We start from the raw sequence: 14,583 nt of genomic DNA, 5'->3' as shown, positions 1-14,583 counted from the left end.
TCAACCTCGCTCGGCCAATAGTCGATCGAGATCGCTGAGCCGTTGCGTGGTGCCCACGTCGACCCATTGACCCAAGTGCTGCTCGCCGGTGACCTGTCCTACGTCCATTGCGCGGCGCAACAGCGGTGCGAGCTTGAAGGCGGCTTCGCCGTGGCCGTCGAACAGCGCAGGGTCGAGCACGGCAATGCCGCTGTAGGTCAATCCGGGCTGGTCGCGCACCTGGCCTTCGAACAGGGTGAAGTCGCCGTCGGGGTGATGGGCCGGGTTATCGACCAGCACCAGGTGGGCCTGACCCGCCAATGGGCCGCGCAACTGGCTGAAATCGTAGTCGGTCCAAATGTCGCCATTGACCACCAGGAACGGTGCATCGCCCAGCAGCGGCAATGCGTGGCGGATGCCACCGCCGGTTTCCAGGGGTTCGGTCTCGCGCGAATACTCGATGGCCACACCGTAGCGCGCACCGTCGCCCAGGTAGTCTTCGATCTGCTGGCCCAGCCAAGCGTGGTTGATCACCACTTCGCTGAAGCCGGCCTGGGCCAAGGCCAACAGGTGGTACTCGATCAACCGCTTGCCACCGACGGCCAGCAACGGTTTTGGCGTGGTCAGGGTCAGCGGGCGCATGCGCTCGCCCTTGCCTGCCGCCAGGATCATGGCTTTCATGAGGACACTCCAAGGCTCTTGAACAATTGACCCAGTTCAGCCAGCTCGGGGCGCCGCGCCAGAACCGTTTCTATATAGGAGAAGAAACGCGGTGCGTCGGCCAGGTAACGGGGTTTGCCGTCACGATGGCAGATACGGGCGAAAATGCCGATCACTTTTAGATGACGCTGTACGCCCATCAGGTCGCTGGCACGGCAGAACTCGGCAAAGTCCAGCTGCACCGGTACACCCTGCTCGCTCGCTTGCTCCCAGTAGCGACGCAGCCACGCCTGCACCCGCGCCTCGGGCCAGCTGAGAAAGGCATCCTTGAACAGGCAGGTGATGTCGTAGGTGACCGGGCCGTAGACCGCATCCTGGAAGTCCAGCACGCCCGGATTGGGCTCGCTGCGCATCAGGTTGCGCGGCATGTAGTCGCGATGCACCAGCACCTTGGGTTGCGCCAGGGCGCTGTCGATCAGGCGCGTGCTCACGCGTTGCCAGGCGGCCAGTTGCTCGGCATCCAGCTGCTTGCCCAATGCCTTGCCAACGTACCACTGCGGAAACAGCTCGAGCTCGCGCCGCAACAGGGCTACGTCATAGCTGGGCAGGTCGCCGCTGGACGGCAGTTTCTGCAGCGCCAGCAAGGCGTCGATGGCATCGGCGAACAGTGCGTCGGCATTGTCCGCGTCGATCACGTCCAGGTAAGTCTGATGGCCCAGATCACTCAACAGCAGGAAACCGCGATCCAGATCCTGGGCATGAATCTGCGGCACATTGAGGCCGGCGCTTGCCAGCAATTCGTCGATTTTCACGAACGGCGCGCAGTTTTCCTGGGGCGGCGGCGCGTCCATGACGATAAAACTGCGACCCTGGCCCTGCCAGCGGAAGTATCGACGAAAACTGGCATCGCTACTGGCCGCGGTCAACGTGGCCGGGGGTACGGCGCCCCATCCTTGCGCCTGGAAGAGGTTCTCCAGCTGCTCGTCGAGCCATGTTTTGAGGTGTTGCAGGCGTACATCTTGATCAGGCATTGCAAGGGTCTCCGACGGCGCTAGCCGTCAAGCGGGTCATGCTTTATTATCCAGCATCTTTTTCAGACCATCGAGAGGCGTGCGGCCCCCCCGCGGGCAAGATGGCACGCAGGAAGCCCGGACTAATAAGATGGCATTGAAATCCCCCGCGTTTCGTAAAAAATTTCCGTTGCTGGTCACTGGCGGTTTGCTGGTGATGCAACCCATGGCCACCCAGTTCGTCTTTGCTGCTGAGCAATTCGACTGCCAAGTCTCCGCTGCCGGTGCCTGGGACTGCAACCCCAAGGCTCCCGCCGCGCAGTTGCCGCCGCGTCCCGTGCACGATGGTGCCGCAGTGGCCAGCGATGGCAGCGGTGCCTCTTCGCGCGAAGAGAAAACCGTCGGGCCGGTGGCGGTCACGCAGAGCAAGGGCCGCGGCCTGAGCTCGCGCAGCCCCGACTACAGCCATCTCGACTGGGTGCCGCGCAGCAAGCTGACCGCCGCCCAGTTGGCCGAAACCGGACCGTACTGTTCCGGTGCGTACATCGAGCCGGTGCGCCCGGGCATGAACGACAACACGCCCAAGAGCGAGGCACCGACCTTCATCGGCGCTAAGGCTTCGCGCTACCAGACCGAGGAGCAAGTTGCTTCGCTGGCCGGTGACGTGGTGATGCGCCAGGGCAGCATGCAGATCGAGGCCGACGAGGCCAGCCTGCATCAGGCCGAGAACCGCGGCGAGCTCAACGGCAACGTCAAGCTGCGCGACAACGGCGCACTGGTGGTGGGCGACCACGCCCAGGTCCAGCTCGACACCGGCGAAGCGCAGGTCGACAACGCCGAGTATGTGCTGCACAAGTCGCGTATCCGCGGCAACGCGCTGTACGCCAAGCGCGCCGAGAACGCGATCATCCGCCTCAAGGACGGTACCTACACCACTTGCGAGCCGGACAGCAACGCCTGGCAGCTCAAGGGCAACAACATCACGCTGAACCCGGCCACTGGCTTCGGCACCGCGACCAACGTCACCCTTCGTGTGAAGGATATTCCGGTGCTGTACACGCCGTATATCTACTTCCCGATCGACGACCGTCGCCAGTCCGGCTTCCTCCCGCCGTCCTTCGCCACCGACAGCGACAGCGGTTTCACCCTCGTCACCCCGTACTACTTCAACCTGGCGCCCAACTACGACGCCACGTTGTACCCGCGCTACATGGCCAAGCGCGGCGTGATGATGGAAGGCGAATTCCGCTACCTGACCAAGACCAGCGAAGGCCAGTTCGGCGGTGCGTACCTCAACGACGAGAATGACGATCGCCGTCTGCAGTCCGACTACGACAAGACGCGCTGGATGGTCAACTGGCAGCACAAGGGTGGCCTGGATTCGCGCCTGACCACTGAAGTCGACTACACCGACATCAGCGATCCTTACTACTTCCAGGACCTGCAGTCCGACCAGATCGGCGTCGAGCGCACCGACTGGATCAACCAGCAGGGTGCCCTGACCTATCGTGGCGATACCTACACCGCCCGTTTGAACGCCCAGGCGTACAAGCTGGCGACCGTGGCCGACATCACCCCGTACAACCGCATGCCGCAGATCACCTTCACCGGTGCGCTGCCCTACCATCCGGGTGGTCTGGACTTTACCTACAACAGCGAGATCGTTCGTTTCGAACGTGATCTGCGCACCGGTACGTTCATCAATGAAGACGGCTTCGGCGAGCGTCGCATCGACAACAACGTTCTGGGCCTGGCGCGTGCCAACGGCAACCGCCTGAACCTGGAACCGGGCGTGGCGCTGCCGCTGAACTGGAACTGGGGCTTCGTGCGTCCGTCGCTCAAGTACAAGTACACCCAGTACGATCTGGACCTGGACAGCCAGGGCAAGAACAGCCTGCTGGCCGACGAGAAATACGGCAGCTCGCAGAACCGCGGCGTACCGATCGCCAGCATCGACAGCGGCTTGTATTTCGATCGCGACACGCAGATGTTCGGCACCAACTTCCGCCAGACCCTGGAGCCGCGCCTGTTCTACCTCTATGTACCCGAGGAAGACCAGACCGACATTCCGGTGTTCGACACCTCGGAAACCACTTTCAGCTACGGCTCGCTGTTCCGCGAAAACCGCTTCACCGGTTCCGACCGCGTGGGCGACGAGAACAAGCTGTCGCTGGGCGTGACCAGCCGCTGGATCGAAGAAAACGGCTTCGAGCGTCAGCGTGTGAGCGTCGGCCAGGCTGTGTACTTCAAGGATCGTGAAGTGCAGCTGCCGGGCGTCGACTTCAAGACCCGCGACGATGCCCAGGCCAACGTTTCACCGTACGCGCTGGAATACGAATACCGCTTCAACCGCGACTGGCGCTTCAGCTCGGACTTCAACTGGGATCCGGACAGCCGCAGCACTCGTTCGGGCAGCGCGATGTTCCATTACCAGCCTGAAGACAACCCCAATAAGGTGGTCAACCTGGGCTATCGCTACCGCGACGACACCGTCCACTACGATTCGGCGACCGGTCGCTGGACCTTCGGTGGCGACTACGGTCAGCCGGGCGATCCGAACTACGTGAAGGACTACTACAAGATCCAGCAGCATGACTTCTCGGTCATGTGGCCGATCGTGCCGCAGTGGAGCGTCATCAGCCGCTGGCAGTTCGACTACAACCGCAACCGCACGCTGGAAGCCTTTGGTGGTTTCGAATACGACAACTGCTGCTGGAAGATGCGTCTGATCAACCGCTACTGGGTTGACTACGACGAATACAGCCAGGCCGCCCCGCAGAACGAAAAAGGCGACCATGGCGTCTTCCTGCAAATCGTGCTGAAGGGCCTCGGTGGCGTGGTAGGCAATAAGGTCGAGGGTTTCCTCGACAAGGGCATTCAAGGTTATCGTGAACGTGAAGACCAAGCTATGTGATCTGCTGCGCCCAGTCGTGCTGGGCGCCATGCTGCTGAGCACCACGGCGCACGCCGCGGTGCAACAGCTGGACCGCGTCGTGGCCATCGTCGACAACGACGTGGTCATGCAAAGCCAGCTCGACCAGCGCGTCAAGGAAGTGCAGCAAACCATCGCCAAGCGTGGCGGCAGTGGTGGCGTGCCTCCAGCCAGCGTCCTGGAACAGCAGGTGCTGGAGCGCCTGATCGTCGAGAACCTGCAATTGCAGATCGGCGAGCGCTCCGGCATTCGCATCACCGACGAAGAACTCAACGGTGCCATTGCCACCATCGCCCAGCGCAACAACATGTCGACCGAGCAGTTCCGTGCCGCCCTGGCGCGCGACGGCCTGTCGTATGACGATGCGCGCGAGCAGGTGAAGCGCGAGATGATCATCAGCCGCGTACGTCAGCGGCGCGTGGCCGAGCGCATTCAGGTGTCGGAGCAGGAAGTGAAGAACTTCCTCGCCTCGGACCTGGGCAAGATGCAGCTGTCCGAAGAACTGCACCTGGCCAACATCCAGATCCAGGTTCCGGAAAGCGCAAGTGCAGCGGCCATTCAGGCGGCGGCCAGCAAAGCCGAAGACATCTATCGCCAGCTCAAGCAGGGTGCCGACTTCAACAAGCTGGCGATTGCCAGTTCGTCGAGCGAGAACGCCCTGGAGGGCGGTGACATGGGCTGGCGCAAGCCGGCGCAGTTGCCGGCACCTTTCGACCGCATGCTCAGCAGCATGCCGGTTGGGGATGTCACGCAGCCGGTGCGCACGCCCGTGGGCTTCATCATCCTCAAGGTGCTGGACAAACGCGGTGGTGCGACTCAAACCGTCGACGAAGTGCACGTACGTCATATTCTGCTGAAGCCGAGCGAGATTCGCAGTCCGGCCCAGACCGAAGAGCTGGCGCGCAAACTGTATGAGCGCATCGAGAACGGCGAAGACTTCGCCACCTTGGCGAAGAATTTCTCGGAAGATCCAGGCTCGGCACTCAACGGTGGTGACCTGAACTGGGTCAACCCGCAGTCGCTGGTGCCCGAGTTCCGCGAAACCATGGCCTCGACGCCGGTGGAATCGGTCTCGCGTCCATTCCAGACGCAGTTCGGCTGGCACGTTCTGCAGGTACTCGGCCGCCGCGCGACCGACAACACCGAGCAGGCCCGCGATCAGCAGGCGATGACCGTGTTGCGCAACCGCAAGTATGACGAAGAGCTGCAGACCTGGATGCGCCAGATCCGCGACGAAGCCTACGTTGAAATCAAGCTGCCTGGCGCCGACCAGGCTGCACAGTGACACCCAAGCGTTTCGCATTGACGCCCGGCGAGCCGGCGGGCATAGGTCCAGACCTGTGCCTGCTGCTCGCCGCGCAACCCCAGCCACATCCCTTGATTGCCATCACCAGCCGTGACCTGCTCGTCGAGCGGGCCGCGCAATTGGGGCTGGCCGTCAGTTTGCTGGAAGTCGATGCCGACGCCCTCCCCGACCATCCCGCGCCAGCGGGCAGCCTGTACGTATGGGACACGCCGCTGGGCGCGCCTGTACGCACAGGCCAGCTGGATACGGCCAATGCCGCGTTCGTGCTGCAAACCCTGATCCGTGCGGCACAGGGCTGCCTCGACGGTCTGTTCGCCGGCATGATCACCGCACCGGTACACAAGGGCGTCATCAACGACGGCGGAATCGCATTTTCCGGACACACCGAATTTCTTGCCGACCTCACGGCCACCGAACAAGTGGTAATGATGCTGGCCACCGGCGACCTGCGGGTGGCACTGGTGACCACTCACCTGCCGCTGCGCGAGGTGGCCGATGCGGTCACCGCCGAGCGCCTGGAGCGCGTCACGCGCATCCTGCATGCTGATCTGCAGCGCAAGTTCGGCCTGGCTCGCCCGCGCATTCTGGTCTGCGGGCTCAACCCACATGCCGGCGAGAGTGGCCATCTGGGTCGCGAAGAAATAGACATCATCGAGCCTACCCTGGAGCGCCTGCGCGCCGAAGGCATGGATCTGCGCGGGCCGCTGCCCGCCGATACGCTCTTCACTCCCAAATACCTGCAGCATTGCGACGCGGTGCTGGCGATGTATCACGACCAGGGCCTGCCCGTACTCAAGTACAAAGGCTTTGGCGCGGCGGTCAACGTCACCCTCGGGTTGCCGATCATCCGCACCTCCGTGGACCACGGCACCGCCCTCGACCTGGCCGGTACCGGCAAGATCGACACCGGCAGCCTGCGCGTTGCCCTCGACACTGCCTATCGAATGGCCGAGACATTTTAATGACCGAGCAATACCAACACCGGGCGCGCAAGCGCTTTGGTCAGAACTTCCTGCATGACGCCGGCGTCATCGACCGTATCCTGCGCTCCATCCATGCCAAACCCGGCGAACACCTGCTGGAAATCGGACCGGGCCAGGGTGCACTGACCGAAGGCCTGCTGGACAGCGGCGCGCAGCTGGACGTGGTGGAACTGGACAAGGACCTGGTGCCGATTCTCAACCAGCAGTTCGCCGGCAAGGATAATTTTCGCCTGCATCAGGGCGATGCGTTGAAGTTCGACTTCACAAGCCTGGGTGCAGAGCCTGCCACCCTGCGCGTGGTCGGCAACCTGCCGTACAACATCTCCACACCGCTGATCTTCCACCTGCTGCACAACGCCCACCTGATTCGCGACATGCATTTCATGCTGCAGAAGGAAGTGGTCGAGCGCATGGCCGCAGGCCCTGGCGGTGGTGATTGGGGTCGGCTGTCGATCATGGTCCAGTACCATTGCCGCGTCGAACACCTGTTCAACGTCGGGCCAGGCGCGTTCAACCCGCCGCCCAAGGTCGACTCGGCCATCGTGCGACTGGTGCCTCATACCACCCTGCCCCACCCGGCCAAGGACCACCGCCTGCTTGAGCGCGTGGTGCGCGAAGCCTTCAACCAGCGCCGCAAGACCTTGCGCAATACGCTCAAGGCATTGCTGCCCAATGAGGCGATCGAAGCGGCCGGCGTCGACGGCAGCCTGCGGCCCGAGCAGCTCGACCTGGCGGCTTTCGTACGCCTGGCCGATCAATTGGCCGAACGAAGCGACGCACTCTGACCTCTAACGTGGACCACCCGTTGGTCCACAGGCCCTCTATTTGACCTAGACTGACCTGAACCGGCCGACGCCGGCTACATTCGCTCTCGCTTTCAAGGCCCCTTGCATGTCCGATCCTCGCTATCAGATCGACGTCAGCGTCGTGACCCGCTTCCTGCCAGAACAGTCGCAACCCGAGCAGCAACGCTTTGCCTTCGCCTATACCGTGACCGTGCTCAACAGCGGACAGCTACCGGCTCGCCTGCTGTCACGCCATTGGGTCATCACCGATGGCGACGGCAAGGTCGAAGAGGTCCGTGGCGCCGGTGTCATCGGTCAGCAACCGCTGATCGCCGCAGGCGCGAGCCACACCTACTCAAGCGGTACGGTGATGGCCACCACCGTAGGCAACATGCAGGGCAGTTATCAGATGCAGGCCGCAGACGGCAAGCAGTTCGAGGCGGTGATCGCGCCGTTTCGCCTCGCCGTGCCAGGCGCGCTGCACTGATGGCGGTGTACGCCGTCGGCGATTTGCAGGGCTGTCTAGAGCCCCTCAAGTGCCTGCTGCAACGGGTCGCCTTCGATCCTGCGAACGATACGCTGTGGTTGGTCGGCGACCTGGTCAACCGGGGGCCGAGTTCGCTGGAAACCCTGCGCTATCTGTATGCCATGCGCGACTCACTGGTGTGTGTACTGGGCAACCACGACCTGCACCTGCTGGCAGTGGCCAACAACGCCGAACGGCTCAAGCGCGGCGACACCCTGCGCGAAATCCTCGATGCACCCGATGGCCCGCAGTTGCTCGATTGGCTGCGCCGGCAGAAACTGCTGCACTACGACGAGCAACGCAATGCCGTCCTGGTACATGCCGGAATCCCACCGCAGTGGTCGCTGCGCAAGGCCTTGCGCCTTGCCGCCGAGGTCGAGACGGCGCTGCGTGACGACAACCTGTTCCAGCCGTATCTGGATGGCATGTACGGCAACGAGCCGAACAAGTGGGACAAGGAACTGCAGGGCGCCGCGCGCCTGCGGGTGATCACCAACTATTTTACCCGCATGCGCTTCTGCACCGCCGACGGCAAGCTCGACCTCAAGGGCAAGGAAGGCGCGGACACCGCCCTGCCCGGCTACGCGCCCTGGTTCGCGCACAAGGCACGCAAGACCCGCGATCTGAGGATCATCTTCGGTCATTGGGCAGCCCTGGAAGGCCGTTGCGATGAGCCTGGCGTGTTCGCCCTCGACACCGGTTGCGTGTGGGGCGGTGCGATGACGCTGCTCAACGTCGACAGTGGCGAACGCCTGTCGTGCACGTGCACCGACAAGGGCGATGCAGACGTGCCCGCAGCGACCCGCGCGGCGGATTTCCCTCCCCCGAGCGACAACCGCTAGAATGGGCGACCAGCCCAGGAGCCTGCCCATGACCGAATTCAAACGCATCCCTCCGCAACAAGCCCAGAGCCTGCGCGAACAAGGCGCCGTGGTGGTAGACATCCGTGACCCGCAGACGTATGCAGCCGCGCACATCACCGACTCCACGCACCTGGACAACCACTCGCTGCACGGTTTCATCACGGCGGCCGACCTGGACAAACCCCTGGTCGTGGTGTGCTACCACGGCAACTCCAGCCAGAGTGCTGCCGCCTACCTGGTAAGCCAGGGATTCTCCGATGTCTACAGCCTGGATGGCGGTTTCGAGTTGTGGCGCAGCACCTTTCCGAACGAAACCAGCCAAGCGTGAATACCTGACGAAGGTGCAGGCGTGGCAAAATTTTTTTTTTGCGCGCCCACGCCGCGCCCCATGGGGCGTTAGCCGCCTTGGCGCAAAGCCGCGCGGCAGTTAATTGCGCATCCGCCCTTGAAGTCCTCGATAACCAACTATCCTTTAGTGCAGGCCATCCATAACAGGGGAGAGCCGGTACACCGGCGCGCGGGTCAATCGGTCAAGACTACATGGGTGTTCTGGGGGGTATACGGCCACCGAGGGGTTTGGTGACCGCCAGCATCAACTGAGTGATCCGACGTCGGCTCCACGTATCGAGCGAGGTGACGTCATGAGTATCTTTAGCCACTTCCAACAACGCTTCGAATCCACACGCCAGGAAGAGCTCTCGTTACAGGAGTACCTCGAGCTGTGCAAAAAGGACCGTAGCACCTACGCCTCCGCCGCTGAACGGATACTGATGGCGATAGGGGAGCCCGAATTGCTCGATACGTCGACCAATTCCAGGCTGTCGCGCATCTTTTCCAACAAGGTGATCCGCCGCTACCCCGCCTTCGAAGACTTCCACGGCATGGAGGAGTGCATCGACCAGATCGTGTCGTACTTCCGCCACGCCGCGCAGGGATTGGAAGAAAAGAAACAGATTCTGTACCTGCTCGGCCCGGTAGGCGGGGGCAAGTCATCGCTCGCCGAGAAGCTCAAGCAGCTGATCGAGAAGGTCCCGTTCTACGCGATCAAGGGCTCGCCCGTGTTCGAGTCGCCCTTGGGGCTGTTCAACGCTACCGAGGACGGCGAGATCCTGGAGGAAGACTTCGGCATTCCACGGCGCTACCTGAGCACCATCATGTCGCCCTGGGCCACCAAGCGCCTGGCCGAATTCGGTGGCGATATCAGCCAGTTCCGCGTGGTCAAGCTCTACCCTTCCATCCTCAACCAGATCGCCGTGGCCAAGACCGAGCCGGGCGACGAGAACAACCAGGACATCTCCGCGCTGGTGGGCAAGGTGGACATCCGCAAGCTGGAGGAATACCCGCAGAACGATGCCGACGCCTACAGCTATTCCGGTGCCCTGTGCCGCGCCAACCAGGGGCTGATGGAATTCGTCGAGATGTTCAAGGCACCGATCAAGGTGCTCCATCCGCTGCTGACCGCTACGCAGGAAGGTAACTACAACAGCACCGAGGGCCTGGGCGCGATTCCCTATTCAGGCATCCTGCTGGCGCACTCCAACGAATCGGAGTGGCACAGCTTCCGCAACAACAAGAACAACGAGGCGTTCATCGACCGGATCTACATCGTCAAGGTGCCTTACTGCCTGCGGGTAAGCGACGAGATCAAGATTTACGACAAGCTGTTGTTCAACAGCTCGCTGTCCAAGGCCCATTGCGCTCCCGACACCTTGAAGATGCTGGCCCAGTTCACCACGCTGTCGCGGCTCAAGGAGCCGGACAACTCCAATATCTACTCCAAGATGCGCGTGTACGACGGCGAGAACCTCAAGGACACCGACCCCAAGGCCAAGTCGATCCAGGAATACCGCGACACGGCAGGCGTGGACGAAGGCATGAATGGCCTGTCGACACGCTTCGCCTTCAAGATCCTGTCCAAGGTGTTCAACTTCGACCCGCATGAGATCGCCGCCAACCCGGTGCACCTGCTCTATGTACTGGAGCAGCAGATCGAGCAGGAACAATTCCCTGCCGAAGTGCGCGAGCGCTACCTGCGCTTCCTCAAGGAATACCTGGCGCCGCGCTACATCGAGTTCATTGGCAAAGAGATCCAGACTGCGTACCTGGAATCCTACAGCGAGTACGGCCAGAACATCTTCGACCGCTACGTGCTGTACGCCGATTTCTGGATTCAGGATCAGGAATACCGCGACCCGGAAACCGGCGAGATCCTCAACCGGGTAGCCCTCAACGAAGAGCTGGAGAAGATCGAGAAGCCAGCCGGCATCAGCAATCCGAAGGATTTCCGCAACGAGATCGTCAACTTCGTATTGCGCGCACGAGCCAATAACAATGGCAAGAACCCGACCTGGCTCAGCTACGAGAAGCTGCGGGTGGTGATCGAGAAGAAGATGTTCTCCAACACCGAGGACCTGCTGCCGGTCATCAGTTTCAACGCCAAGGCCAGCAAGGAAGACCAGCAGAAGCACAACGACTTCGTCACTCGCATGGTCGAGCGTGGCTACACCGACAAGCAGGTGCGCCTGCTGTCCGAGTGGTATCTGCGGGTCAGGAAGTCGCAGTGATCGCGCGGTAAGCTTCAGGCAGCGAGGGATTCAGGCATGCGCAATCGCCTGGCACCCTCGCCGCTCTCGACTTGTGGCTTGCAGCCAGGCTGCCCGGAGGCCTAATGAGCTATGTGATCGACCGACGCCTCAATGGCAAGAACAAGAGCACGGTGAACCGCCAGCGCTTTCTGCGGCGTTACCGTGACCACATCAAGAAGGCCGTGGAAGAAGCGGTCGGCCGCCGCTCCATCACCGACATGGAACACGGCGAGCAGATCAGCATTCCCGGTCGCGACATCGACGAGCCGGTGTTGCACCACGGCCGTGGTGGCAAGCAGACCGTCGTGCATCCCGGCAACAAGGAGTTCACGGCCGGTGAACACATCGCCCGCCCGCAAGGCGGCGGTGGTGGCGGAAAAGGGCCCGGCAAGGCGGGCAACTCCGGCGAGGGCATGGACGAGTTCGTCTTCCAGATCACCCAGGAAGAATTCCTCGAATTCATGTTCGAGGACCTCGAACTGCCCAACCTGGTCAAACGCAACCTCAGCGGCACCGACACCTACAAGACGGTGCGCGCCGGGATCAGCAACGAGGGCAATCCCTCGCGCATCAACATCATCCGCACCTTGCGTTCCGCCCACGCGCGGCGCATCGCACTCTCGGGCAGCAGCCGCGCCAAGCTCAAAGCAGCCAAGCTCGAGCTCGAACGCCTGAAGATCGAAGAGCCAGACAATTTCGGCGATATCCAGGCTCTGATGGGGGAAATCGAGAAGCTCAGCGCCCGCATCCACCGAGTGCCCTTCCTCGACACCTTCGACGTGAAATACAACCTGCTGGTGAAACACCCCAACCCCAGTTCCAAGGCCGTGATGTTCTGCCTGATGGACGTGTCCGGTTCCATGACTCAGGCCACCAAGGACATCGCCAAGCGTTTCTTCATCCTGCTGTACCTGTTTCTCAAGCGTAATTACGACAAGATCGAGGTGGTGTTCATCCGCCATCACACCAGCGCTCGGGAAGTCGACGAGGAAGAATTCTTCTATTCCCGCGAAACCGGCGGCACCATCGTGTCCAGCGCGCTGAAACTGATGCAGGAAATCATGGCGGCGCGCTACCCGACAAACGAATGGAACATCTATGCCGCCCAGGCCTCGGACGGCGACAACTGGAACGACGACTCGCCCATCTGTCGGGAAATCCTCACCAAGCAGATCATGCCGTTCGTGCAGTACTACACCTATGTGGAGATCACGCCGCGCGAACATCAGGCCTTGTGGTACGAATACGAACGCATCAGCGAGTCGTTCGCCGATACGTTCGCCCAGCAACAGCTGGTGTCGGCCGGGGATATCTATCCGGTCTTTCGTGAACTTTTCCAGCGCAGGTTAGCGACATGACCGCCAGAGAGCAGAAGCGTCAACCCATCTCCACGGGCTCGGAATGGACGTTCGAGCTCATCCAGACCTACGACCGGGAAATCAGCCGCATCGCCGAGCGCTATGCGCTGGACACCTACCCCAACCAGATCGAGGTGATCACAGCCGAGCAGATGATGGATGCGTATGCTTCGGTCGGCATGCCTTTGGGCTATCACCATTGGTCCTACGGCAAACACTTTCTCAGCACCGAGAAATCCTACACGCGCGGTCAGATGGGGCTGGCCTACGAAATCGTCATCAACTCCGATCCGTGCATCGCCTACCTGATGGAAGAGAACACCATCTGCATGCAGGCATTGGTGGTAGCCCACGCCTGCTATGGGCACAACAGCTTCTTCAAGGGTAACTACCTGTTCCGCACCTGGACCGACGCCAGCTCGATCATCGATTACCTGGTGTTCGCCAAGTCCTACATCATGAAGTGCGAGGAACGCCATGGCATCGATGCCGTGGAAGACCTGCTCGATTCCTGCCACGCCCTGATGAACTACGGCGTCGACCGCTACAAGCGGCCGTATCCGATTTCCGCGGAAGAGGAGCGTCGCCGCCAGGCCGATCGCGAAGAGCACCTGCAGCGCCAGATCAACGATCTGTGGCGCACCATCCCCAAAGGCGCCGACAAGAACCGTGAGGAAGACAACGCCCGATTCCCGGCCGAGCCGCAGGAGAACATCCTGTACTTCATCGAGAAACACGCGCCGCTGCTCGAGCCGTGGCAGCGCGAGATCGTGCGCATCGTGCGCAAGATCGCCCAGTACTTCTACCCCCAGCGTCAGACCCAGGTGATGAACGAAGGCTGGGCGACGTTCTGGCACTACACCCTGATGAACGACCTCTACGACGAGGGCCTAATCACCGACGGCTTCATGATGGAGTTTCTCCAGTCGCACACCAGCGTGGTGTTCCAGCCAGGCTTCGACAGCCCCTATTACAACGGCATCAACCCCTACGCGCTGGGTTTTGCCATGTACCGGGACATACGGCGCATGTGCGAACGGCCGGACGACGAAGATCGCCACTGGTTTCCCGACATTGCCGGAAGCGACTGGCTGTCGACGATCAAGTTCGCCATGAGCAGCTTCAAGGACGAGAGCTTCATCCTGCAGTACCTGTCGCCCAAGGTGATGCGCGACCTGAAGCTGTTCAGCATCATGGACGACGACCAGCGCGACGAACTGCTGGTGCCCGCGATCCACGACGAAAACGGCTACCGCACGATTCGCGAAACATTGGCGGCGCAGTACAACCTGGGCAACCGCGAGCCCAACGTGCAGATCTGGAGCATCGATCGGCGCGGTGACCGCTCATTGACCCTGCGCCATCAGCAACACGACCGTAAGCCGCTGGGTGAATCCACCGAGGAAGTGCTCAAGCACCTGCACCGTTTGTGGGGCTTCGACATCCATCTGGAGACGCTGCAGGGCGATCAACTGGTCAAGACGCACCACGTGCCGCCGCGCAACGAGCACACGGACGGCAGCCATGGGCGGGCGGACCTCAACGTCGTGCACCTCTGAGGCCGGCGCACTGGGCAAACCTTCGATGGCTTGGTGT

The 14,583-nt window shown here is 61.8% G+C and carries 12 protein-coding genes; 10 read left to right on the top strand and 2 right to left on the bottom strand.

What is annotated here, in order from left to right; genetic code table 11:
• Together murU and LT40_RS18100 are read right to left on the bottom strand one after the other, a co-directional pair.
• On the bottom strand, positions 1-660 hold the full coding sequence (gene murU / locus LT40_RS18105; protein ID WP_043192474.1) for an N-acetylmuramate alpha-1-phosphate uridylyltransferase MurU: 660 nt from the start codon (positions 658-660) through the stop codon (positions 1-3).
• Positions 657-1,670: an aminoglycoside phosphotransferase family protein gene (locus LT40_RS18100; RefSeq protein WP_043192473.1), complete on the bottom strand. Its 1,014-nt coding sequence runs from the start codon at positions 1,668-1,670 to the stop codon at positions 657-659. The genes murU and LT40_RS18100 overlap by 4 nt, the downstream gene beginning before the upstream one ends.
• A 130-nt stretch (positions 1,671-1,800) precedes the next feature.
• Here LT40_RS18100 and LT40_RS18095 point away from each other — a divergent pair, with 130 nt between their 5' ends.
• From LT40_RS18095 to LT40_RS18050, 10 genes are all read left to right on the top strand, one after another.
• A complete protein-coding gene (locus tag LT40_RS18095) occupies positions 1,801-4,563 on the top strand; it encodes an LPS-assembly protein LptD (protein ID WP_043192472.1) in 2,763 nt (920 codons plus the stop codon).
• On the top strand, positions 4,538-5,866 hold the full coding sequence (surA, locus tag LT40_RS18090) for a peptidylprolyl isomerase SurA (protein ID WP_193385564.1): 1,329 nt from the start codon (positions 4,538-4,540) through the stop codon (positions 5,864-5,866). Before LT40_RS18095 ends, surA begins: the two co-directional genes overlap by 26 nt.
• Positions 5,863-6,849, top strand: coding sequence for a 4-hydroxythreonine-4-phosphate dehydrogenase PdxA (gene pdxA, locus LT40_RS18085; RefSeq protein ID WP_043192470.1), 987 nt, complete (start codon positions 5,863-5,865; stop codon positions 6,847-6,849). Before surA ends, pdxA begins: the two co-directional genes overlap by 4 nt.
• Complete coding sequence (rsmA, locus tag LT40_RS18080; RefSeq protein WP_043192468.1) at positions 6,849-7,655, top strand: 16S rRNA (adenine(1518)-N(6)/adenine(1519)-N(6))-dimethyltransferase RsmA; 807 nt, start codon at positions 6,849-6,851, stop codon at positions 7,653-7,655. The genes pdxA and rsmA overlap by 1 nt, the downstream gene beginning before the upstream one ends.
• Positions 7,656-7,761: 106 nt before the next feature.
• Positions 7,762-8,142 carry a Co2+/Mg2+ efflux protein ApaG gene (gene apaG / locus LT40_RS18075; protein WP_043192467.1) on the top strand — a complete coding sequence of 127 codons (381 nt, stop codon included), beginning with the start codon at positions 7,762-7,764 and terminating at the stop codon, positions 8,140-8,142.
• Positions 8,142-9,023: a symmetrical bis(5'-nucleosyl)-tetraphosphatase gene (locus LT40_RS18070; RefSeq protein ID WP_043192466.1), complete on the top strand. Its 882-nt coding sequence runs from the start codon at positions 8,142-8,144 to the stop codon at positions 9,021-9,023. The genes apaG and LT40_RS18070 overlap by 1 nt, the downstream gene beginning before the upstream one ends.
• Positions 9,024-9,051: 28 nt before the next feature.
• Positions 9,052-9,372, top strand: a complete 321-nt coding sequence (gene glpE / locus LT40_RS18065) for a thiosulfate sulfurtransferase GlpE (RefSeq protein ID WP_043192465.1) — start codon at positions 9,052-9,054, stop codon at positions 9,370-9,372.
• A gap of 313 nt (positions 9,373-9,685) precedes the next feature.
• Positions 9,686-11,608, top strand: a complete 1,923-nt coding sequence (locus LT40_RS18060) for a PrkA family serine protein kinase (protein WP_043192464.1) — start codon at positions 9,686-9,688, stop codon at positions 11,606-11,608.
• A 104-nt stretch (positions 11,609-11,712) separates the two neighbouring features.
• Positions 11,713-12,987 carry a YeaH/YhbH family protein gene (locus tag LT40_RS18055; protein ID WP_043192463.1) on the top strand — a complete coding sequence of 425 codons (1,275 nt, stop codon included), beginning with the start codon at positions 11,713-11,715 and terminating at the stop codon, positions 12,985-12,987.
• Entirely contained in the window at positions 12,984-14,546 is a 1,563-nt protein-coding gene (locus LT40_RS18050; protein WP_043192462.1) for a SpoVR family protein, read from the top strand. Before LT40_RS18055 ends, LT40_RS18050 begins: the two co-directional genes overlap by 4 nt.
• Positions 14,547-14,583 lie beyond the last annotated feature (37 nt).

The sequence above is a fragment of the Pseudomonas rhizosphaerae genome (assembly GCF_000761155.1).
Taxonomy (GTDB): Bacteria; Pseudomonadota; Gammaproteobacteria; order Pseudomonadales; family Pseudomonadaceae; genus Aquipseudomonas; species Aquipseudomonas rhizosphaerae.
The sequence above is the reverse complement of the archived record's forward strand: the minus strand, read 5'-3'. Positions and strand labels throughout refer to the sequence as shown.